A 20350-nucleotide genomic window follows, 5' to 3' on the forward strand; every position below is an offset into this window, starting at 1 on the left:
AATCACCAAATTATATGTTAAAGTATGAAAATAGATTGTTAATTAATTTGAAAAAATAAAATGAAAGAAGGATTATTGTGACGCAACAATTTATCATTATCATTTTACTGATTGCTTTAGGCTATTCGCTTAAAAGAATTAATTATTTTAAGGCAAATGATAGTCAAGTTTTCTCTACACTCGTTCTAAATGTCACGCTTCCTTCTTTGGTTATCGTAAATTTAAATAAAGCAGATTTGGATGTGTCGTTATCAATTTTACCAATTATGATGATAGCATATGGGGTCATTGCTAAAATCATAGTTATCTGGTTTTTTGTTAAATATGATAACCACGTAAGAGGCGCTACAGGTATGATGATGGCTTCCTTGAATATTGGTTTATTTGCGTATCCTCTTGTCGAGGCAATATGGCCAAATTCTGGAATGATTTATTTTGGTATGGCTGATATAGGTGGGGCTATTATTATGTTTGGCGTAACTTACTTTGTCGGTAGTTACTTTAGCAGTGGCGGTGACAGTTTTGACTTCAAATATTTAGGAAAAAATTTATTGCGTTCTGTACCATTAATGACCTATATCATTATGTTTATACTTAATATGGCTAATATTCATTTTCCAAAACCTGTCATCGATTTTTTTACAGTGCTTTCAGGTGCAAATATGCCACTATCTATGATTTTACTGGGATTAATGCTGAATTTTAGTATAGATAAGCGCTTCTTACCTATAGCACTTAAATATATCGCTATACATTATGGTTTAGGTATTGTAGCTGGTTTATTAGTTCACTATTTCTTACCTGTTAGCGATAATATGGTGAAAACAACATTACAAGTAGCATGGTTGTTACCAGTTGGTGTCGCGATTATACCATACTCCATACAGTTTAAATATAAGACGCTACCGTTAGTTGGTATGGTTACTAATTTAACAATAGTGATTAGTATTATTATACTCTATATTTATCAAGCTATATTTGTTTAGAAATATAGTAGGATATGAAATTAACGATTAGAAAACATTATAGTTAAGCGTATATGAGATCTAGTGATGTGTTTAGACATACATCACTAAATCTTTGTTTTATTTTAAATTCAATTTTGTAAAAGGTAAAATAAATCACACGATGATAATAAAAGGCGAGTGAGATAATTAAAATCTCACTCGCCTTTTTAGTCTGCTCACTTTTTAAATTTTTGATTTAATCAAATATAGAAAAAGTAAACGTCATAGTTGTATTTAAAGTTAATAGCGATTAACCTTTACCACCCATGAATGCTGGATAATTAGTCATACCACCATCAACATAAATTGTTGTTCCGTGAATGTAACTAGCTAAATCTGATGCTAAGAATAATGCTACATTTGCTACTTGATCAGCTTCGCCAATTTCTTTTGCAGGAATCATTTCTAATGTTTCTGCACGTGTAGTTGGGTCTGAGAATTTTTCTCTTGTATGTTCAGTAACAATTGCCCCTGGTGAAATGTTATTAATTCTAATACCGTATTGCGCGTATTCCATTGACATTGTTTCCATCATTAATTTTAATCCGCCTTTACTAGCTGCATAGTTAGCATAGTTTGGCCATGGAATAGTGTCATGAACACTTGAAGTATTTAAAATTACACCTTTTTTATCTTCTTTGAAGAATTGATTAACAGCTGCTTTTGAACCAATGAAAGCACCAGTTAAGTTGATATCAATAACTTTTTGCCATTCTTCTAAAGGCATTTCGTGTGTTGGAATTGGTTTTTCAAATCCTGCATTGTTAATCATGATATCTAATGTACCAAAAGTTTCTACAGCTGTTTGTACTAAAAGATTAACATCGGCTTCTACTGAAACGTCAGCTTGTACTTTTATAGCTTGACCACCAGCTTCTTCAATTAATTTGATAGATTGATCTACATCTTCAACATGGTGTTCTGAACGATAGTTCATTACTACTTTTGCTTCTGCTTTTCCGAATGCTTCAGCGAATGATTTACCAATTCCGCTACCTGCACCAGTGATTACAACGACTTTATCTTTTAAATCTGTGAACATAATTTTGACTCCTCCTAGTATATTGTCATTCTCTTATCTAAAGATAATTGAATTCGTCCCAATGAGACATCATACGCCTGTTTTAATTTGTAAGTCTAGTGATTAAACTTAACCTTTTAAATTACCTAGTACAAAGGCAGCAACGATAATTAATACGATACCTGCCCAAATACCAATCATTTGACGTTTGTCTTTACGCTCGCCTAATAAGAAGATACCTCCGAGTGTTGAGACAATAACAAGTAATTGTGAGAATGAGAAACTTGTTGCTACACCAACTTTTGGTTGTGAATAGAACATAAATAGATTACCGATACCCCAAACGACACCAGGGATTAAGTTCCATACAGTACTTTTAATTGATGTTTCGTGTTTCATTGATAAGATTAGTCCACCAATCGCCATACCGATTGATTGGAAGAATAATGCACTCGTACCATCTACGCCAAAAATTTGTGCAATAACAACATATACGACATAACCAACCGTTGAAATTAATAGGATTGGCATTGCTTTACCAAAGTTGCTGTTATTTTCTGAAGCTTCGTTTTTACCTTTAATAGATGTTAATGTGATACCTACTACAAGTAAAACCATAGCGACAAGACCTAAAATGACTTGCGTACTTGTGCTCCATTCTCCTAAGAATATTGCACTAAATAACGTTGTACCAACCAATTGTAAACCTGTTGAAATCGGCATTGTTTTCGAAACACCAATTAAACTTACCGATTTCAATTGGTAACCTTGACCTAAAGCCCAAAAAGCACCAGAGATCAAACCGACAATAATAACGGTAATGTCGTCAAATTTTGCATTACCAGTTAGTAATAAGATAACACCAATAATTAATGCACCGAATGTGGTACCTCTAATTTGGTTATAAGGACCTCCACCGACAAATACATTAATTAATACTACACTACCCCAAAATAGTGCAGGTAATAAGGCAATTAATAAATCCATACTACACTCACTCTTTCTATATTTATTTTTTACTTCCTTCCCCAATAAAAACAACCATTAAAATTGTCTCCAAGAATACATTCTAAATCAAATCTTTAAGATAGTAAAAACATGTGTTCAAAAATAAAAGTAAAATTACATTTTAATTTATATAAGTTTCTTTTCTGAAGAGTAAAAACACACAAAAAAAGAATGAGATTTAAAAGTGATCTCATTCTTAGTGAAAATATTAATCTAAATGGCTAGCTACGTATTTGAATTTTCTATATTCGTAATTAATATTAAATCCAAGTTCGTTAAATCGTTCTACTAATGTATTATTTTTACTACGTATCTTGAAATATATTTTACTTACGTCATAATGCGTAAATGCATAATGTAATGCATGTGATAATAAATCAAAGGCGATTCCCATTAATCTGTAGTCACTGTGCGATGAAAAGTATTTTATTTCAGCATTACGATTTTCTTCGAATACTTGTAAATATAAATAACCTTTCAATAAACCCTCTGACATGAAAATAAAGAGGCGATTATTTTTATTTAAAGACTCAATAATTTCATCAGCTGTCATGACATCGTGCTTAAATGTTCGTTGATGCAATTTAGCAAATGCACGATAATAAGCCGGTTTATATTCTGTAATGTTTTGCGCGTGTTCAATCTCACCGATATCTTGAGTTGTAATCAGATGATAGTCTGTAAAACTATAAGACGCTTGTATTTGTTTCATGAATTTACTATAATTTTGTTCATTTTCTTCAAATGAAAAATTAAAATTCGCCGTATTTGGTTTGCTTTCTGCGAGAGCATTGAATAAATCTTTATATATTTGAATATCTGGCGATGTATTTTTCTTTATAAACGGCCCAAGTACTTTGTATTTATTTTCCTCATACTTAAAAGCCATTATAAGCATCGTGATTTGATTAGACGCATCAATATAAGCGAATACTCCTGGATCTATAATTGCATCTTCAATTTTAGATTTAATTGCATCTCTTGCTTGAGGGAGTTTATATAAATAAGAAGACGAGTGATAATCGGCATCATTTATAAAACTTTTAATTTGGTCATAATCATTTATTTTGATAGTTTTCATATAGCTACCTCCGTCAGATGAACTATTTCCTTAATTATAAGAACTTTTTAGGATAAATGGAAGTTATGATGTAATATATACGTGTTACAATTAGAAAAGATATCGATTTTTGAAAGGACGTTATTATGAAATCACTGATAATCGCTGAAAAACCTTCAGTTGGAAGAGACATAGCAAATAGCTTAAATATAAACGAAAAACGTAATGGCTATTTTGAAAATAATAAATATATTGTGACTTGGGCACTTGGTCATTTAGTTACTAATGCAACACCAGAACAATATGATGCAAAATATAAAGAATGGAAATTAGATGTTTTACCTATTATACCAAATAAAATGAAAACTGTTGTTATATCTAAAACAAGAAAACAATTTTCAATAATTCAGTCTTTAATAAATAATAATAAAGTAAGTGACATTATTATCGCAACAGATGCAGGTAGAGAAGGGGAGCTTGTTGCGCGATTAATATTAGATAAAGCACATAATAAAAAGCCGATTAAACGTTTATGGATTAGTTCGGTTACAACAAAAGCAATCAAAGCGGGTTTTAATAAATTACAAGACGGACGTAAATATAATCATTTATATCAAGCTGCACTTGCACGAAGTGAAGCTGATTGGATTGTAGGTATCAATGCAACAAGAGCGTTAACAACAAAATATGATGCACAGCTATCATTAGGTCGTGTTCAAACCCCAACAATACAACTTGTACAAATGAGACAAAATGAAATAAATCAATTTAAACCAGAAACTTATTATACAATGTCTATCAGAGCAAATGGATTAACACTCCATTCTGTTAAACCACAATCTCACAAAGATAAAAATGTATTCGAAGATATAAAGAAAAACGTGGTAGGTCAAACAGGCACAATTGAATCAATTAAGCGTGCTCACAAAAAATCTTACCCACATCAATTATTCAGTTTAACAGATTTACAACAAGAGGCTTATAGACGTTTTCATATAGGTCCAAAAGAAACATTAAATACATTACAAGCTCTTTATGAGAGACATAAAGTTGTTACCTATCCAAGAACTGATTCTAATTATTTAACAGATGATATGGTAGACACGCTAAAAGATAGATTGAGAGCAATTATGGGAACATCGTTAAAAGATGTTGCGAAACAGCAAATGACTCAGACATTTTCACCAAAACAACGATTCATCAATAACAATAAAGTATCGGACCATCACGCGATTATACCGACTGAAGTACGTCCAGATTTGGATGCATTGAGTCCGCGTGAAAGTAAATTGTATATGTTAATTGCAGAAAGGTTCCTTGAAAACTTAATGCCAGCACATGAATATGAAGCTTTATCGATGGAAGTAAGAGTTAAAGACGCAGTATTTCTATTTAAAGATAAAGTGACTACTAAATTGGGCTATAAAGCAATAGCAAATGACAACACAAAATCTGTAGAACTTATAGATGGTTTAAAACAAGGTGGTAGCATCAAAGTTGATCAAGTTTCTATAGAAGAACATGAAACAACACCACCAGCGTATTTTAATGAAGGAACATTATTAAAAGCGATGGAAAGTCCGCAGAAATTCTTTAATTTAAATGATAAAAAACATCAAAATACATTAAAAGAAACTGGTGGAATTGGCACTGTTGCTACAAGAGCTGATATCATTGAAAAGTTATTTAATATGAATGCAATCGAAGTGAGAGATAGTAAAATCAAAGTAACTTCAAAAGGAAAGCAGATACTTGAATTAGCACCACAACAATTAACTTCTCCATTACTGACAGCTGAATGGGAAGAAAAACTATCACTTATAGAACAAGGTAAATATGATTCACATAAATTTATATCTGAGATGAAACAATTTACGAATGATGTAGTCAACGAAATCAAAGACAATGAAAAAAAATATAAACATGATAATTTAACAGCAACAGAATGCCCAACTTGCGGTAAATTTATGATCAAAGTTAAAACAAAAAATGGACAAATGCTTGTTTGTCAGGACCCAAGTTGCAAAACAAAGAAAAATGTACAGAGAAAAACAAACGCCAGATGCCCAAATTGTCTTAAAAAGATGACATTATTTGGCAGAGGAAAAGAAGCTGTTTATCGTTGCTCATGTGGTCATACGGAAACACAAGCTCAAATGGATAAACGTCACAAGCATAAAAAATCAGATAAAGTAAATAAGAAAGACATGAAGAAATATATGAATCAAAAAGAAACAATCGAGAATAACCCGTTCCAAGATGCTTTAAAAGGACTAAAGTTCTAGTTTTATTGAATATAACGCAAAACTTAATTAACAAAGTTCGTGTTTGCTATTGTAAAATACTACAAATGGTATTAAAATATTAAGGTATTTTCAAAAAAAGGAGAACTAACCGTGAAAAAGTATTTCAAGTTTGATAAGCATGGCACAAACTATAAGAAAGAGATACTTGGTGGGCTTACAACTTTCTTGTCAATGGCATACATTTTAGCTGTTAACCCTCAAGTACTAAGTTTAGCTGGTGTGAATGGTGTTTCTGATGATATGAAGATGGACCAAGGCGCAATTTTTGTAGCTACAGCACTTGCAGCGTTTGTTGGTTCGCTATTTATGGGACTAATAGCTAGGTATCCAATTGCACTAGCTCCAGGAATGGGATTAAATGCATTTTTCGCATTTACAGTAGTATTAACGATGGGTATTCCATGGCAAATTGGTTTGACAGGTGTTCTATTTTCCGGCATTGTCTTTGCAATACTTACAATGACAGGTTTGCGGGAAACGATAATTAATGCTATTCCTTACCAGATGAAAATGGCAGTTTCTGCTGGTATTGGATTATTTATAACATTTGTAGGTTTACAAAGTTCGGGAATAATAGTTAAAGATAAATCAACATTAGTGACATTAGGACATATCACAGATGGACCAGTATTATTAACTATTATTGGTATTATTGTAACGGTGATATTATATGCAGTTCGAGTACCAGGCGCTATATTTATAGGAATGGTTATTACTTCTGTTTTGGGAATGATTACTGGTTTAATTCATGCGCCAAGTGGTATTATTGGTCATGTACCAAGTATCGAACCAACATTTGGTGCAGCATTTGAAGCGTTTAAAGATCCAAGTCAATTATTAACTGTCCAATTTTTAATTGTTATTTTGACTTTCTTATTTATAGATTTCTTTGACACGGCTGGTACATTAGTCGCGGTTGCATCTCAAGCTGGTATTATGAAGGATAATAAATTGCCACGTGCAGGTCGTGCATTATTTTCTGATTCTTTAGCTACCATTGTCGGTGCAATATTTGGTACAACAACCACTACATCATATATTGAATCGACTTCAGGAGTAGCGGTAGGCGCGAGAACGGGATTTGCCAGCATTGTAACAGGATTTTGTTTCTTGTTGGCTATATTCTTTAGCCCGCTAATGGAAATAGTTACAAGTGCAGTTACGACACCAGCGTTAGTGGTCGTAGGTGTATTAATGGCAGCGAATTTTGCTGAAATAGATTGGAAAAAATTTGAAGTAGCAGTACCAGCATTTGTTACAATTATTATGATGCCTTTATCTTATTCTATTGCAACAGGTATTGCATGTGGCTTCATCTTCTATCCAATTACAATGTTAATTTCTAAAAGACACAAAGAAGTACATCCTATTATGTATGGATTAATGGTATTATTCATTTTATACTTTATATTCGTTCATGGTTAATTATTAAATAGTATGGGTTTAAATTGTAAAAGCAATCTAATTTCTGTACAAAGAAAAACTCCCTAAGACATCACAGATGTCTTAGGGTGTTTTCTAGTTTCTTCATTATATAGAATTTTGATCCTATTTGAACTAATTATTTATAATGTGAAGAGATAGCTTCTAATATAGCAGTAATGTACTTTTAGAAAATTATTTATCTTCATCTTTATATTGGGTGTATACAACTTTTGCATTTTTATTGGGTACATAAATGGGTGTTGATAACAATATAAATATAAAAAATAATAATAAAAAGAATAAAATCCAGTGAATAATCATACCTAATACAGGAATAAAAGCAATAACCGTTCCAATAATACCTAACAGTGGAATTATGGACATAGGTCGAATGCTGTTTTGTTTATCTACTATTAATATTATCATTATAATTAAATATAATACGATATTAATAAGTAACGGTTGCCAACCAAAGCTTAAAATTATACTTCCCCCAAGAAATGGAATACCATAAACAAATTCTGCAATAATTAATAGTAAACTTATAACAAGTAAAATCGTTCTAATCCCATGTTTCATTATAAAATAGTCACCACCTAACAATGATATTATAAAACATAATAAACCATATATATAATAAAAAGGTTAAGTATCACATTGGATAGAATTAAAAAAATGAAAAAATTTACGAAATAGGTTGAACTGTCAATACAATTAAAGTACAATAACAAAGTATGTGTTAGACAAAAAGTTGAAAAACTTTTATGAAAAAGCTTGATAAATCACGATTTTTCATGTAACATATCTAATGTTGGACTTTAAGAACACGCGATGAAGCGAAAGGTTACTGACACACCCGGCCGCTTTGCCATGGCGCTGTGTGAGATAGTTTTCGTGGAGAAGTCTATCACTTAAATGTAGACGAATAAGGAGGGAAAATTATGGCAAAACAAAAAATCAGAATCAGATTAAAAGCTTATGATCACAGAGTAATCGATCAATCAGCAGAGAAAATTGTTGAAACTGCAAAACGTTCTGGTGCAGATGTTTCTGGACCAATTCCGTTACCAACTGAGAAATCAGTTTACACGATCATTCGTGCCGTGCATAAGTATAAAGATTCACGTGAACAATTCGAACAACGTACACATAAACGTTTAATTGATATTGTTAACCCAACACCAAAAACAGTTGATGCACTTATGGGCTTAAACTTACCATCTGGTGTAGACATCGAAATCAAATTATAATAGAAAATTTAGGAGGTGGACTTTCGATGACCAAAGGAATCTTAGGAAGAAAAATCGGGATGACACAAGTTTTCGGAGAAAACGGTGATTTAATCCCTGTAACAGTAGTAGAAGCAAGCCAAAACGTTGTATTACAAAAGAAAACTGAAGAAGTTGACGGTTACAACGCAATTCAAGTAGGCTATGAAGATAAAAAAGCTTACAAAAAAGATAGCAGAACAAGTAAATATGCTAACAAACCAGCTGAAGGACATGCTAAAAAAGCAGGCACAGCACCTAAGCGCTTCATTCGTGAATTCAAAAACGTTAACGTTGATGAATACGAAGTAGGTCAAGAAGTCTCAGTTGATACATTTGAAGCTGGCGACGTAATTGATGTAACAGGCGTTTCAAAAGGTAAAGGTTTCCAAGGTGCCATTAAACGTCATAATCAAGCACGTGGACCAATGTCTCACGGTTCTCATTTCCACAGAGCACCTGGTTCAGTAGGTATGGCGTCAGATGCTTCAAGAGTCTTTAAAGGACAAAAAATGCCTGGACGTATGGGTGGTAATACTGTAACAGTTCAAAACTTAGAAGTAGTTCAAGTTGACGCTGAAAACAATGTTATTTTAGTAAAAGGTAACGTACCTGGAGCTAAAAAAGGTCTTTTAGAAATCACTTCATCAATTAAAGGTAATAAATAATAAAAGCGAAAGGAGGAAAATGCATAATGGCTAATTATGATGTATTAAAAGTAGACGGATCTAAAGCAGGTTCAGTTGAATTAAATGATTCAGTATTTGCAATCGAACCAAATAATGATGTTCTTTTTGAAGCAATTAACTTACAACGTGCTTCATTACGCCAAGGTACACATGCTGTTAAGAATCGTTCAGCAGTACGTGGTGGTGGACGCAAACCATGGAGACAAAAAGGTACAGGACGTGCGCGTCAAGGTACAATCCGTGCTCCACAATGGCGTGGTGGTGGTATCGTATTCGGACCAACACCAAGAAGTTATGCTTACAAAATGCCTAAGAAAATGCGCCGTTTAGCATTACGCTCAGCATTATCTTTCAAAGTTCAAGAAAGCAACTTAACTGTTGTTGATTCATTTAACTTAGAAGCTCCAAAAACAAAAGAATTCAAATCAATTCTTTCTAATTTAGAACAACCTAAAAAAGTTTTAGTAGTTACTGAATCTGAAGATGTAAATGTTGAATTATCAGCACGTAACATCCCTGGTTTACAAGTTACTACTGCTCAAGGTTTAAACGTTCTAGATATCACAAGCGCTGACAGTGTATTAATTACAGAAACAGCTGCTAAAAAAGTTGAGGAGGTGCTCGGATAATGGAAGCAAGAGACGTTCTTAAGCGCCCCGTAATCACTGAGAAATCTTCAGTAGCTATGGCAGAAGATAAATACACATTTGATGTAGATACTCGTGCAAACAAAACACAAGTTAAAATCGCAGTTGAAGAAATCTTTGATGTAAAAGTTGATAAAGTAAATATCATTAACTATAAACCAAAGAAAAAACGTATGGGCCGTTACCAAGGCTATACAAACAAACGACGCGTAGCAATTGTTAAATTAAAAGAAGGATCAATCGATCTATTCAACTAAAAAAAATTACCAATAAGGAGGTAAACGACAATGGCTCTAAAAAAATATAAGCCAATTACTAATGGTCGTCGTAATATGACTTCTTTAGATTTCGCTGAAATCACTAAAACGACTCCTGAAAAGTCATTATTACAACCGCTACCGAAAAAAGCGGGACGAAATAACCAAGGTAAATTGACAGTTCGCCATCATGGTGGAGGACATAAACGTCAATACCGTGTTATTGACTTCAAACGTAATAAAGATGGTATCAACGCTAAAGTTGATTCAATCCAATATGATCCAAACCGTTCAGCAAACATCGCTTTACTTGTTTACGCTGATGGAGAAAAACGCTATATCATTGCTCCAAAGAACTTACAAGTAGGTCAAGTTCTTGAAAGTGGAGAAAATGCTGACATTAAAGTAGGTAATGCATTGCCATTACAATTCATTCCAGTAGGTACAGTTGTTCACAATATCGAATTGAAACCTGGTAAAGGTGGACAAATCGCTCGTTCAGCTGGTGCTAGTGCACAAGTACTTGGTAAAGAAGGTAAATACGTTTTAATCAGATTACGTTCTGGTGAAGTACGTATGATTCTTTCAACTTGCCGTGCTACTATTGGTCAAGTTGGTAATATCCAACACGAATTAGTTAACGTTGGTAAAGCAGGTCGTTCTAGATGGAAAGGCATCCGCCCAACAGTTCGTGGTTCTGTAATGAACCCTAACGATCACCCACACGGTGGTGGTGAAGGTCGTGCTCCTATCGGTAGACCATCTCCAATGTCACCATGGGGTAAACCTACGCTTGGTAAGAAAACTCGTCGTGGTAAAAAATCATCTGACAAGCTTATCGTTCGTGGACGTAAGAAAAAATAAAAATAACTTATTTGGGTGTGCGGCGTAATCGCTGCACGCACACAATAAGAAGGGAGGCGCCACTATGGCTCGTAGTATTAAAAAAGGACCTTTCGTTGATGATCATCTTATGAAAAAAGTAGAAGCTCAAAGCGAAAGCGAGAAAAAACAAGTGATCAAAACTTGGTCACGTCGTTCAACGATTTTCCCAGATTTCATAGGTCATACATTCGCAGTATACGATGGACGTAAACACGTACCTGTATTCGTAACTGAAGATATGGTTGGACATAAATTAGGAGAATTTGCACCTACACGTACATTTAAAGGTCACGTAGCTGACGACAAAAAAACTAGAAGATAATTTCTAACAAGTAGAGGAGGAAATCCGAATGGAAGCAAAAGCGGTTGCTAAAACAATAAGAATCGCACCTCGTAAAGTTAGATTAGTATTAGATCTAATTAGAGGCAAGAGCGCTGGTGAAGCGATTGCGATTTTAAAATTAAAAAACAAAGCTTCATCACCTGTAGTAGAAAAATTATTAATGTCCGCTCTAGCTAATGCTGAACATAACTATGACATGAACACTGATGAGTTAATAGTTAAAGAAGCTTACGCTAATGAAGGACCAACATTAAAACGTTTCCGTCCACGTGCACAAGGTCGTGCAAGTGCGATTAACAAACGTACAAGCCACATTACAATCGTCGTAAGTGACGGTAAAGAAGAAGCTAAAGAAGCTTAATCAATTTTTAAGGAGGGAACACTGTGGGTCAAAAAATTAATCCAATCGGACTTCGTGTTGGTGTAATCCGTGATTGGGAAGCTAAATGGTATGCAGAAAAAGACTTCGCATCATTATTACACGAAGATTTAAAAATCCGTAAGTTTATTGATAACGCATTAAAAGAAGCATCAGTTTCTCACGTAGATATCGAACGTGCTGCGAATCGTATCAACATCGCTATTCATACTGGTAAACCAGGTATGGTAATCGGTAAAGGCGGTTCAGAAATTGAGAAATTACGTAACAAATTAAACTCATTAACAAACAAAAAAGTACACATCAACGTAATCGAAATCAAAAAAGTTGATTTAGATGCTAAATTAGTTGCAGAAAACATTGCACGTCAATTAGAAAACCGTGCATCATTCCGTCGTGTACAAAAACAAGCTATTACAAGAGCAATGAAACTTGGAGCTAAAGGTATTAAGACTCAAGTATCAGGCCGTTTAGGCGGAGCTGACATCGCTCGTGCTGAACAATATTCAGAAGGAACTGTTCCACTTCATACATTACGTGCTGACATTGGTTATGCACATGCAGAAGCTGACACTACTTACGGTAAATTAGGTGTCAAAGTATGGATTTATCGTGGAGAAGTTCTTCCTACTAAGAACACTAGTGAAGGAGGAAAATAATAATGTTACTACCAAAACGTGTAAAATATCGTCGTCAACATCGTCCTAAAACAACTGGTCGTTCAAAAGGCGGTAACTATGTAACATTTGGTGAGTATGGTTTACAAGCAACTACAACTTCTTGGATCACATCTCGTCAAATCGAATCAGCTCGTATTGCAATGACACGTTACATGAAACGTGGCGGGAAAGTTTGGATCAAAATCTTCCCACATACGCCTTACACTAAAAAACCTTTAGAAGTACGTATGGGTGCTGGTAAAGGTGCAGTTGAAGGCTGGATTGCAGTAGCAAAACCAGGTAGAATTTTATTTGAAATCGCAGGCGTTAACGAAGAAGTTGCGCGTGAAGCATTACGTTTAGCAAGTCACAAACTTCCAGTTAAAACTAAGTTTGTAAAACGTGAAGAATTGGGTGGTGAAACAAATGAAAGCTAAGGAAATTAGAGACTTAACCACTTCAGAAATCGAAGAACAAATCAAATCTTCAAAAGAAGAGCTTTTTAACCTACGCTTTCAGTTAGCTACAGGTCAATTAGAAGAGACTGCACGTATTCGCACAGTAAGAAAAACGATTGCACGTCTAAAAACTGTTGCTCGTGAAAGAGAAATTGAACAAGGTAAAGCGAATCAATAATTAATTGAAAGAGGAGGTTACAAAAGTGAGCGAAAGAAATGATCGTAAAGTTTATGTAGGTAGAGTCGTTTCCGATAAAATGGACAAAACTGTAACTGTACTTGTTGAAACATACAAAACGCACAAATTATATGGTAAACGAGTAAAATACTCTAAAAAATACAAAACTCATGATGAAAACAACTCAGCTAAATTAGGGGACATCGTTAAGATTGCAGAAACACGTCCTTTATCAGCAACTAAACGTTTCCGTTTGGTAGAAATTGTTGAAGAATCAGTTATTATTTAAGAAATAGTGAAGATAAAGGAGGTTTAACTCATGATCCAACAAGAAACACGTTTGAAAGTAGCAGACAACTCTGGTGCACGTGAAGTTCTTACAATCAAAGTATTAGGTGGATCTGGTCGTAAAACAGCGAATATTGGTGACGTAATCGTAGTTACTGTTAAAAATGCTACACCAGGTGGCGTTGTCAAAAAAGGTGAAGTAGTTAAAGCTGTTGTTGTACGTACTAAATCAGGCGTACGTCGTAACGACGGTTCATATATCAAATTTGATGAAAATGCATGTGTCATCATTCGTGACGACAAAGGCCCACGTGGTACTCGTATTTTTGGACCGGTTGCTCGTGAATTACGTGAAGGCAACTTCATGAAGATTGTATCATTAGCTCCAGAAGTACTTTAATAAATCATTTATAAATATATAAATTTAAGGAGGTGCCACGCATGCATATCAAAAAAGGTGACAACGTAAAAGTTATCGCAGGTAAAGACAAAGGTAAAGAAGGTAAAGTTGTTTCAACTGAACCTAAAAAAGACCGTGTCGTTGTGGAAGGTGTTAATGTTATTAAAAAACACCAAAAACCAACTCAATTTAATCCTGAAGGTGGAATCTTAGAAACAGAGGCAGCAATCCATGTTTCTAACGTACAATTATTAGACCCTAAAACGAATGAACCAACTCGCGTAGGTTACAAATTCGTAGATGGTAAAAAAGTTCGTATCGCTAAAAAATCTGGCGAAGAAATCAAATCTAATAATTAATAATTAATCGAAAGGAGGATCCACTGTGAACCGTTTAAAAGAAAAATATAGCTCTGAAGTTACTCAAAACTTAGTTAAACAATTTGACTATAGCTCAGTAATGGAAGTTCCAAAAATAGAAAAAATCGTTGTAAATATGGGTGTTGGTGATGCTGTTCAAAACTCTAAAGTATTAGATGATGCTGTAGAAGAATTAGAAGCAATCACTGGTCAAAAAGCACTTGTTACAAAAGCTAAAAAATCAGTTGCAACATTCCGTTTACGTGAAGGTATGCCAATCGGTGCGAAAGTAACACTTCGCGGAGAAAGAATGTATGATTTCTTAGATAAACTAATCTCTGTTTCATTACCACGTGTACGTGATTTCCGTGGAATATCTAAAAAAGCATTCGACGGTAGAGGTAACTATACACTAGGTGTTAAAGAACAATTGATTTTCCCTGAAATCGACTATGACCGAGTAAATAAAGTTAGAGGAATGGATATCGTTATCGTAACGACTGCTAACACTGACGAGGAAGCTCGTGAATTGTTATCACAATTCGGTATGCCATTTCAAAAATAATCTCTAAAGGAGGCTAATTAAGTGGCTAAAACTTCAATGGTTGCTAAGCAACAAAAAAAACAAAAGTTCCAAGTACGTGAATATACACGTTGTGAACGTTGTGGACGTCCACATTCAGTTTACCGTAAATTCAAATTATGCCGTATTTGTTTCCGTGAATTAGCTTATAAAGGCCAAATCCCTGGCGTTCGTAAAGCTAGCTGGTAATATATAAAAGTCTGAAAGGAGGCAACAATCAATGACAATCAACGATCCAATTGCAGATATGCTAACTCGTGTAAGAAACGCAAACATGGTGCGTCACGATAAATTAGAATTACCTGCATCAAACATTAAAAAAGAAATTGCTGAAATTTTAAAGAGTGAAGGTTTCATTAAAAACGTAGAATACGTTGAAGACGATAAACAAGGTGTAATTCGTTTATTCCTTAAATATGGTCAAAGCAACGAACGCGTTATCACTGGATTGAAACGTATTTCTAAACCAGGTTTACGTGTTTATGCTAAAGCAAACGAAGTACCAAAAGTACTTAACGGTTTAGGTATTGCGTTAGTATCAACTTCAGAAGGTGTTATCACTGACAAAGAAGCAAGAAAACGTAATGTTGGCGGAGAAATCTTAGCTTACGTTTGGTAATAATAAATAAGGAGGTGCGATAACATGAGTCGTGTTGGTAAAAAAATTATTGACATCCCTAGCGACGTAACAGTAACTATTGAAGGAAATTCAATTACTGTTAAAGGTGCTAAAGGCGAATTATCAAGAACATTTAACGAAAGAATGACATATAAACAAGACGAAAGTACATTAGAAGTTGTAAGACCTACTGATTCTAAAGATGATAGAACAGTGCATGGTACAACTCGTGCTTTAATCAGTAATATGATACAAGGCGTATCTGAAGGATACCAAAAAACACTTGAACTAGTTGGTGTTGGTTACCGTGCTCAAATGCAAGGTAATGACTTAATACTTAACGTTGGTTACTCTCACCCTGTTGAGATGAAAGCTGATGAAGGTATTACTTTCTCTGTTGAGAAAAACACAACAGTTACAGTAGCTGGTATTTCTAAAGAACAAGTTGGAGCAATCGCTTCAAACATCCGTTCAGTAAGACCTCCAGAGCCTTATAAAGGTAAAGGAATTCGTTACCAAGGTGAATACGTTCGCCGTAAAGAAGGTAAAACTGGTAAATAATAAATAACTTTCAAAAGAAAGGAGTAATAAAATGATCAGCAAAATTGATAAAAACAAAGTGCGTTTAAAAAGACATGCACGTGTCCGTACTAAATTATCTGGCACAGCTGAAAAACCTCGTTTAAACATTTATCGTTCAAACAAGCATATCTATGCTCAAGTAATCGATGATGTAAACGGCCAAACATTAGCTCAAGCTTCTACACAAGATAAAGACTTAGCTAGTGAAAATGGATCAAAAGTTGAATTGTCAGCTAAAGTCGGCGAAACTGTAGCAAAAAGAGCTATCGAAAAAGGCGTTAAAACAATCGTATTTGACCGTGGAGGATATTTATACCATGGCCGTGTTAAAGCCTTAGCAGATGCAGCTCGTGAAAATGGTTTAGAATTTTAATTTAAAGGAGGGACATTTACATGGCTCGTAGAGAAGAAGAAGCGAAAGAATTTGAAGAACGCGTAGTAACGATTAATCGTGTTGCAAAAGTTGTAAAAGGTGGTCGTCGTTTCCGTTTCACTGCTTTAGTAGTAGTTGGAGATAAAAATGGTCGCGTCGGATTCGGTACTGGTAAAGCACAAGAGGTACCTGAAGCAATCAAAAAAGCTGTAGAAGCAGCTAAAAAAGATTTAGTTGTAGTTCCACGTGTTGAAGGTACTACACCTCACACTATCACTGGACGATTCAGTTCAGGAAGCGTATTTATGAAACCAGCTGCACCTGGTACTGGTGTTATTGCAGGTGGCCCTGTTCGTGCCGTATTAGAATTAGCTGGTATCACTGATATCTTAAGTAAATCTCTAGGTTCAAATACGCCAATCAACATGGTTCGTGCTACAATCAATGGATTAAAAAACCTTAAAAATGCTGAAGAAGTTGCGAAATTACGTGGCAAATCAGTAGAAGAATTATACAATTAAGGAGGGAAAATAAGTTATGGCTAAATTACAAATTACCCTCACTCGTAGTGTTATAGGTCGTCCAGAAACACAACGTAAAACTGTTGAAGCTTTAGGTTTGAAAAAAACAAACTCTTCAGTAGTTGTTGAAGATAACCCTGCTATTCGTGGGCAAATCAACAAAGTAAGTCACTTAGTGACAGTAGAAGAAAAATAATTAAGGAGGTGCCGAAATGAAATTACATGAGTTAAAACCAGCAGAAGGTTCTCGTAAAGTTCGTAACCGCGTAGGTCGTGGTGCAGCTACAGGTAATGGTAAAACAAGTGGTCGTGGACAAAAAGGTCAAAAAGCTCGTTCAGGTGGAAGTGTAAGACCAGGTTTCGAAGGTGGTCAATTACCATTATTCCGTCGTTTACCAAAACGAGGTTTTACTAACATTAACCGTAAAGAATATGCTATTGTTAACTTAGACCAACTTAATAAATTTGAGGATGGTACTGAAGTAACTCCTGCTTTATTAGTAGAATCTGGTGTAGTTAAGAGTGAAAAATCAGGTATTAAAATACTTGGTAAAGGTTCACTAGACAAAAAGTTAACAGTGAAAGCTCACAAATTCTCTGCAACTGCAGCAGAAGCTATCGAAGCTAAAGGTGGAGCACACGAGGTGATCTAATGTTAGAAACGCTTGTGAGCTTCTTTAAAACTAAAGAAGTTCGTAACAAGATCTTTTTTACACTCGCAATGTTAGTGATTTTTAAAATAGGTACTTATATTCCAGCACCTGGGGTTAACCCAGCTGCCTTTGACAGTCAACAAGGTTCTCAAGGTGTCACTGATTTGTTAAACACATTTGGTGGCGGAGCCTTGAAGAACTTTTCTATCTTTGCTATGGGTATAATGCCTTACATTACTGCGTCAATCGTTATGCAGTTATTACAAATGGATATTGTTCCGAAGTTTTCAGAGTGGGCGAAACAAGGTGATGCAGGTAGAAAGAAACTAAATAACGTCACACGTTATTTTGCGATTGTACTTGCTTTTATCCAATCAATAGGAATGGCTTTCCAATTTAATAATTATCTTAAAGGTCAATTGATCATGGATCAATCGATAATGAGTTATTTATTAATTGCTATTGTTTTAACAGCTGGAACAGCATTCTTAATTTGGTTAGGTGAACAAATAACTCAATTCGGTGTTGGTAATGGTATTTCAATAATTATCTTTGCAGGTATATTATCGTCAATACCTTCAGCATTAATTCAGTTCTATCAACAAGCATTTGTTGGACAAGATGATGTTACAATGGCTTGGTTGAAAGTAATTGGATTAATCGTTGGAATGATATTATTAACAGTTGGAGCGATTTACGTCTTACAAGCTGTTCGTAAAATTCCGATACAATATGCTAAAAAACAATCAACACAGCGTTTAGGTTCACAAGCAACTTATTTACCTTTAAAAGTTAACTCTGCAGGGGTAATACCAGTTATCTTTTCAATGGCGTTTTTCTTGTTACCAAGAACATTAACATTGTTCTTCCCTGATGCTAGTTGGGCTCAAAAAGTGGCAGACGTCGCTAACCCGTCAAATAATTATGGTATGGTTGTATATGTGATATTAATCATAGCATTTACTTATTTCTATGCATTTATTCAAGTTAATCCTGAAAAGATGGCAGACAACCTGAAGAAACAAGGAAGTTATGTCCCAGGCATTAGACCTGGCGAGCAAACTAAAAAATATATTACTAAAGTTCTATATCGTTTGACGTTTGTTGGTTCTATATTCTTAGCTGTTATTGCAATTCTTCCAATCATTGCTACAAAAGTAATGAGCTTACCGCAAACCATTCAAGTTGGTGGTACAAGTTTACTAATTGTAATTGGTGTTGCAATTGAAACAATGAAGAGTCTTGAAGCACAAGTAAGTCAGAAAGATTATAAAGGCTTTGGTGGTAGATAAATTGTAGGAGGGCACTTATGAATATCATTTTAATGGGTTTACCTGGAGCAGGTAAAGGAACTCAAGCGAGTGAAATTGTAAAGAAATTCCCAATTCCACACATATCTACTGGCGACATGTTCAGAAAAGCGATTAAAGATGAAACTGATTTAGGTAAAGAAGCTAAATCATACATGGATCGTGGAGAATTAGTCCCTGATGAAGTTACTGTGGGTATCGTTAAAGAAAGAATTTCTGAAGACGATGCGAAAAAAGGGTTCTTGTTAGATGGCTTTCCTCGTACTATTGAACAAGCTGAAGCATTAAGTGAAATCATGCAAGAATTAGATAGAAAAATTGATGCTGTTATCAATATAGAGGTACCTGAAGAAGAACTAATGAACCGCCTTACTGGTCGTAGAATCTGTGAAAAATGCGGAACGACTTATCATCTTGTATTTAATCCTCCAAAAGTTGAGGGCATTTGTGATCTAGACGGTGGTAAATTATATCAACGTGAAGATGACAACCCAGAAACAGTTGCTAATCGTTTAAACGTCAATGTTAAGCAATCTAAACCTATCTTAGAATTCTATGATAATAAAGACGTATTGAAGAACATTGATGGCTCTAGAGATATTAATGTAGTTACTGAAGACGTTATTAATATTTTAGAGCAACTATAATCAAATTCAACTTTGTACGGTCTATGAAATGCCAAAAGTATAATTAAATAAGAGTGACAATGCGATTAAGTAATTCATTTTGATTTTGTTAAACTTATTAACAACACTAATAGACTCGTATGGTTAGAGTTGATTATTGACGATAACCAACTACCGCAAAAAGGGGGAAGTTAATAAATGGCTAAACAAGATGTAATTGAATTAGAAGGTACTGTATTAGATACTTTACCAAATGCAATGTTTAAAGTAGAATTAGAAAATGGTCATGAGATTCTTGCACACGTAAGTGGTAAAATCAGAATGAATTATATTCGTATTCTACCTGGCGACAAAGTAACAGTAGAAATGTCTCCGTATGATTTAACACGCGGAAGAATTACTTATCGTTATAAATAATCGTCACTCCATAATATAGGGAGGTATTA

The 20350-nt window shown here is 34.5% G+C and carries 31 protein-coding genes; 27 read left to right on the forward strand and 4 right to left on the reverse strand.

Going from position 1 to position 20350, the window contains the following annotated elements; translation table 11 throughout:
* Positions 1-77 precede the first annotated feature (77 nt).
* Positions 78-986 carry an AEC family transporter gene (locus tag MHZ36_RS03160; protein WP_239229569.1) on the forward strand — a complete coding sequence of 303 codons (909 nt, stop codon included), beginning with the start codon at positions 78-80 and terminating at the stop codon, positions 984-986.
* A gap of 271 nt (positions 987-1257) precedes the next feature.
* Here MHZ36_RS03160 and MHZ36_RS03165 read toward each other — a convergent pair whose 3' ends face one another.
* From MHZ36_RS03165 to MHZ36_RS03175, 3 genes are all read right to left on the reverse strand, one after another.
* Positions 1258-2049 (reverse strand): glucose 1-dehydrogenase, encoded by a 792-nt coding sequence (locus tag MHZ36_RS03165; protein WP_239229570.1) that lies wholly within the window; start codon positions 2047-2049, stop codon positions 1258-1260.
* Positions 2050-2157: 108 nt separating this feature from the next.
* A complete protein-coding gene (locus MHZ36_RS03170; protein ID WP_239229571.1) occupies positions 2158-3015 on the reverse strand; it encodes a RhaT/GlcU family sugar-proton symporter in 858 nt (285 codons plus the stop codon).
* 229 nt (positions 3016-3244) lie between these two features.
* Positions 3245-4117 (reverse strand): GNAT family N-acetyltransferase, encoded by an 873-nt coding sequence (locus tag MHZ36_RS03175; RefSeq protein WP_239229572.1) that lies wholly within the window; start codon positions 4115-4117, stop codon positions 3245-3247.
* A 125-nt stretch (positions 4118-4242) separates the two neighbouring features.
* On the opposite strand from MHZ36_RS03175, the gene MHZ36_RS03180 reads away from it, so the two are divergent.
* Together MHZ36_RS03180 and MHZ36_RS03185 are read left to right on the forward strand one after the other, a co-directional pair.
* Entirely contained in the window at positions 4243-6381 is a 2139-nt protein-coding gene (locus MHZ36_RS03180; RefSeq protein ID WP_239229574.1) for a DNA topoisomerase III, read from the forward strand.
* A gap of 111 nt (positions 6382-6492) precedes the next feature.
* Positions 6493-7827, forward strand: a complete 1335-nt coding sequence (locus MHZ36_RS03185; RefSeq protein WP_239229575.1) for an NCS2 family permease — start codon at positions 6493-6495, stop codon at positions 7825-7827.
* Between the two features lie 192 nt (positions 7828-8019).
* Here MHZ36_RS03185 and MHZ36_RS03190 read toward each other — a convergent pair whose 3' ends face one another.
* A complete protein-coding gene (locus MHZ36_RS03190; RefSeq protein WP_239229576.1) occupies positions 8020-8406 on the reverse strand; it encodes a hypothetical protein in 387 nt (128 codons plus the stop codon).
* Positions 8407-8768: 362 nt separating this feature from the next.
* Here MHZ36_RS03190 and rpsJ point away from each other — a divergent pair, with 362 nt between their 5' ends.
* The 24 genes from rpsJ (at position 8769) to infA (ending at position 20321) form a co-directional block, all read left to right on the forward strand.
* Positions 8769-9077: a 30S ribosomal protein S10 gene (gene rpsJ / locus MHZ36_RS03195; RefSeq protein ID WP_001118667.1), complete on the forward strand. Its 309-nt coding sequence runs from the start codon at positions 8769-8771 to the stop codon at positions 9075-9077.
* A 26-nt stretch (positions 9078-9103) separates the two neighbouring features.
* The gene (gene rplC / locus MHZ36_RS03200; protein ID WP_239229577.1) at positions 9104-9763 is read left to right on the forward strand and encodes a 50S ribosomal protein L3; all 660 of its coding nucleotides are present in this window, start codon (positions 9104-9106) and stop codon (positions 9761-9763) included.
* 26 nt (positions 9764-9789) lie between these two features.
* Positions 9790-10413 carry a 50S ribosomal protein L4 gene (gene rplD, locus MHZ36_RS03205; protein WP_239229579.1) on the forward strand — a complete coding sequence of 208 codons (624 nt, stop codon included), beginning with the start codon at positions 9790-9792 and terminating at the stop codon, positions 10411-10413.
* Positions 10413-10688, forward strand: coding sequence for a 50S ribosomal protein L23 (gene rplW, locus MHZ36_RS03210; protein ID WP_042739083.1), 276 nt, complete (start codon positions 10413-10415; stop codon positions 10686-10688). The genes rplD and rplW overlap by 1 nt, the downstream gene beginning before the upstream one ends.
* Positions 10689-10718: 30 nt before the next feature.
* A complete protein-coding gene (gene rplB / locus MHZ36_RS03215) occupies positions 10719-11552 on the forward strand; it encodes a 50S ribosomal protein L2 (RefSeq protein ID WP_042739082.1) in 834 nt (277 codons plus the stop codon).
* Between the two features lie 64 nt (positions 11553-11616).
* Entirely contained in the window at positions 11617-11895 is a 279-nt protein-coding gene (gene rpsS / locus MHZ36_RS03220; protein ID WP_239229581.1) for a 30S ribosomal protein S19, read from the forward strand.
* A 28-nt stretch (positions 11896-11923) separates the two neighbouring features.
* Positions 11924-12277, forward strand: a complete 354-nt coding sequence (gene rplV / locus MHZ36_RS03225) for a 50S ribosomal protein L22 (protein ID WP_002482617.1) — start codon at positions 11924-11926, stop codon at positions 12275-12277.
* A 23-nt stretch (positions 12278-12300) separates the two neighbouring features.
* Positions 12301-12954, forward strand: a complete 654-nt coding sequence (gene rpsC / locus MHZ36_RS03230; RefSeq protein WP_042739081.1) for a 30S ribosomal protein S3 — start codon at positions 12301-12303, stop codon at positions 12952-12954.
* Positions 12955-12956: 2 nt separating this feature from the next.
* Complete coding sequence (gene rplP / locus MHZ36_RS03235; protein ID WP_017722929.1) at positions 12957-13391, forward strand: 50S ribosomal protein L16; 435 nt, start codon at positions 12957-12959, stop codon at positions 13389-13391.
* Positions 13381-13590: a 50S ribosomal protein L29 gene (gene rpmC, locus MHZ36_RS03240; RefSeq protein WP_002482620.1), complete on the forward strand. Its 210-nt coding sequence runs from the start codon at positions 13381-13383 to the stop codon at positions 13588-13590. Before rplP ends, rpmC begins: the two co-directional genes overlap by 11 nt.
* A gap of 25 nt (positions 13591-13615) precedes the next feature.
* A complete protein-coding gene (rpsQ, locus tag MHZ36_RS03245) occupies positions 13616-13879 on the forward strand; it encodes a 30S ribosomal protein S17 (RefSeq protein ID WP_239229583.1) in 264 nt (87 codons plus the stop codon).
* Between the two features lie 30 nt (positions 13880-13909).
* Positions 13910-14278 (forward strand): 50S ribosomal protein L14, encoded by a 369-nt coding sequence (gene rplN, locus MHZ36_RS03250; RefSeq protein WP_239229585.1) that lies wholly within the window; start codon positions 13910-13912, stop codon positions 14276-14278.
* A gap of 41 nt (positions 14279-14319) precedes the next feature.
* The gene (gene rplX, locus MHZ36_RS03255) at positions 14320-14637 is read left to right on the forward strand and encodes a 50S ribosomal protein L24 (RefSeq protein WP_239229587.1); all 318 of its coding nucleotides are present in this window, start codon (positions 14320-14322) and stop codon (positions 14635-14637) included.
* A gap of 25 nt (positions 14638-14662) precedes the next feature.
* Positions 14663-15202: a 50S ribosomal protein L5 gene (gene rplE / locus MHZ36_RS03260; protein WP_239229588.1), complete on the forward strand. Its 540-nt coding sequence runs from the start codon at positions 14663-14665 to the stop codon at positions 15200-15202.
* Positions 15203-15223: 21 nt separating this feature from the next.
* The gene (locus tag MHZ36_RS03265; RefSeq protein WP_002482625.1) at positions 15224-15409 is read left to right on the forward strand and encodes a type Z 30S ribosomal protein S14; all 186 of its coding nucleotides are present in this window, start codon (positions 15224-15226) and stop codon (positions 15407-15409) included.
* 31 nt (positions 15410-15440) lie between these two features.
* Positions 15441-15839: a 30S ribosomal protein S8 gene (rpsH, locus tag MHZ36_RS03270; protein WP_239229589.1), complete on the forward strand. Its 399-nt coding sequence runs from the start codon at positions 15441-15443 to the stop codon at positions 15837-15839.
* A 24-nt stretch (positions 15840-15863) separates the two neighbouring features.
* The gene (gene rplF / locus MHZ36_RS03275; RefSeq protein ID WP_239229590.1) at positions 15864-16400 is read left to right on the forward strand and encodes a 50S ribosomal protein L6; all 537 of its coding nucleotides are present in this window, start codon (positions 15864-15866) and stop codon (positions 16398-16400) included.
* A gap of 31 nt (positions 16401-16431) precedes the next feature.
* Complete coding sequence (rplR, locus tag MHZ36_RS03280) at positions 16432-16794, forward strand: 50S ribosomal protein L18 (protein ID WP_239229591.1); 363 nt, start codon at positions 16432-16434, stop codon at positions 16792-16794.
* Positions 16795-16814: 20 nt separating this feature from the next.
* Positions 16815-17315 carry a 30S ribosomal protein S5 gene (gene rpsE / locus MHZ36_RS03285; RefSeq protein ID WP_239229592.1) on the forward strand — a complete coding sequence of 167 codons (501 nt, stop codon included), beginning with the start codon at positions 16815-16817 and terminating at the stop codon, positions 17313-17315.
* A 16-nt stretch (positions 17316-17331) separates the two neighbouring features.
* Entirely contained in the window at positions 17332-17511 is a 180-nt protein-coding gene (gene rpmD / locus MHZ36_RS03290) for a 50S ribosomal protein L30 (protein ID WP_002482630.1), read from the forward strand.
* A gap of 16 nt (positions 17512-17527) precedes the next feature.
* The gene (gene rplO, locus MHZ36_RS03295) at positions 17528-17968 is read left to right on the forward strand and encodes a 50S ribosomal protein L15 (protein WP_239229593.1); all 441 of its coding nucleotides are present in this window, start codon (positions 17528-17530) and stop codon (positions 17966-17968) included.
* Positions 17968-19260 (forward strand): preprotein translocase subunit SecY, encoded by a 1293-nt coding sequence (secY, locus tag MHZ36_RS03300; RefSeq protein ID WP_239229594.1) that lies wholly within the window; start codon positions 17968-17970, stop codon positions 19258-19260. The genes rplO and secY overlap by 1 nt, the downstream gene beginning before the upstream one ends.
* A gap of 17 nt (positions 19261-19277) precedes the next feature.
* Positions 19278-19925, forward strand: a complete 648-nt coding sequence (locus tag MHZ36_RS03305) for an adenylate kinase (protein ID WP_119484361.1) — start codon at positions 19278-19280, stop codon at positions 19923-19925.
* Positions 19926-20102: 177 nt separating this feature from the next.
* Positions 20103-20321 carry a translation initiation factor IF-1 gene (gene infA / locus MHZ36_RS03310; protein WP_001118443.1) on the forward strand — a complete coding sequence of 73 codons (219 nt, stop codon included), beginning with the start codon at positions 20103-20105 and terminating at the stop codon, positions 20319-20321.
* Positions 20322-20350: the final 29 nt, after the last annotated feature.

It is taken from the genome of Staphylococcus sp. ACRSN, from assembly GCF_022346615.1.
Lineage (GTDB): Bacteria > Bacillota > Bacilli > Staphylococcales > Staphylococcaceae > Staphylococcus.

Excerpts from the sequence above, each read along its gene's own strand:
- MHZ36_RS03165 (WP_239229570.1), bottom strand. The coding sequence starts at position 2,049 with ATGTTCACAGATTTAAAAGATAAAGTCGTTGTAATCACTGGTGCAGGT.
- MHZ36_RS03170 (WP_239229571.1), bottom strand. The coding sequence starts at position 3,015 with ATGGATTTATTAATTGCCTTATTACCTGCACTATTTTGGGGTAGTGTA.
- MHZ36_RS03175 (WP_239229572.1), bottom strand. The coding sequence starts at position 4,117 with ATGAAAACTATCAAAATAAATGATTATGACCAAATTAAAAGTTTTATA.
- MHZ36_RS03180 (WP_239229574.1), top strand. The coding sequence starts at position 4,243 with ATGAAATCACTGATAATCGCTGAAAAACCTTCAGTTGGAAGAGACATA.
- MHZ36_RS03190 (WP_239229576.1), bottom strand. The coding sequence starts at position 8,406 with ATGAAACATGGGATTAGAACGATTTTACTTGTTATAAGTTTACTATTA.
- rpsJ (WP_001118667.1), top strand. The coding sequence starts at position 8,769 with ATGGCAAAACAAAAAATCAGAATCAGATTAAAAGCTTATGATCACAGA.
- rplC (WP_239229577.1), top strand. The coding sequence starts at position 9,104 with ATGACCAAAGGAATCTTAGGAAGAAAAATCGGGATGACACAAGTTTTC.
- rplD (WP_239229579.1), top strand. The coding sequence starts at position 9,790 with ATGGCTAATTATGATGTATTAAAAGTAGACGGATCTAAAGCAGGTTCA.
- rplW (WP_042739083.1), top strand. The coding sequence starts at position 10,413 with ATGGAAGCAAGAGACGTTCTTAAGCGCCCCGTAATCACTGAGAAATCT.
- rplB (WP_042739082.1), top strand. The coding sequence starts at position 10,719 with ATGGCTCTAAAAAAATATAAGCCAATTACTAATGGTCGTCGTAATATG.
- rpsS (WP_239229581.1), top strand. The coding sequence starts at position 11,617 with ATGGCTCGTAGTATTAAAAAAGGACCTTTCGTTGATGATCATCTTATG.
- rplV (WP_002482617.1), top strand. The coding sequence starts at position 11,924 with ATGGAAGCAAAAGCGGTTGCTAAAACAATAAGAATCGCACCTCGTAAA.
- rplP (WP_017722929.1), top strand. The coding sequence starts at position 12,957 with ATGTTACTACCAAAACGTGTAAAATATCGTCGTCAACATCGTCCTAAA.
- rpmC (WP_002482620.1), top strand. The coding sequence starts at position 13,381 with ATGAAAGCTAAGGAAATTAGAGACTTAACCACTTCAGAAATCGAAGAA.
- rplN (WP_239229585.1), top strand. The coding sequence starts at position 13,910 with ATGATCCAACAAGAAACACGTTTGAAAGTAGCAGACAACTCTGGTGCA.
- rplX (WP_239229587.1), top strand. The coding sequence starts at position 14,320 with ATGCATATCAAAAAAGGTGACAACGTAAAAGTTATCGCAGGTAAAGAC.
- rpsH (WP_239229589.1), top strand. The coding sequence starts at position 15,441 with ATGACAATCAACGATCCAATTGCAGATATGCTAACTCGTGTAAGAAAC.
- rplF (WP_239229590.1), top strand. The coding sequence starts at position 15,864 with ATGAGTCGTGTTGGTAAAAAAATTATTGACATCCCTAGCGACGTAACA.
- rplR (WP_239229591.1), top strand. The coding sequence starts at position 16,432 with ATGATCAGCAAAATTGATAAAAACAAAGTGCGTTTAAAAAGACATGCA.
- rpsE (WP_239229592.1), top strand. The coding sequence starts at position 16,815 with ATGGCTCGTAGAGAAGAAGAAGCGAAAGAATTTGAAGAACGCGTAGTA.
- rpmD (WP_002482630.1), top strand. The coding sequence starts at position 17,332 with ATGGCTAAATTACAAATTACCCTCACTCGTAGTGTTATAGGTCGTCCA.
- rplO (WP_239229593.1), top strand. The coding sequence starts at position 17,528 with ATGAAATTACATGAGTTAAAACCAGCAGAAGGTTCTCGTAAAGTTCGT.
- secY (WP_239229594.1), top strand. The coding sequence starts at position 17,968 with ATGTTAGAAACGCTTGTGAGCTTCTTTAAAACTAAAGAAGTTCGTAAC.
- MHZ36_RS03305 (WP_119484361.1), top strand. The coding sequence starts at position 19,278 with ATGAATATCATTTTAATGGGTTTACCTGGAGCAGGTAAAGGAACTCAA.
- infA (WP_001118443.1), top strand. The coding sequence starts at position 20,103 with ATGGCTAAACAAGATGTAATTGAATTAGAAGGTACTGTATTAGATACT.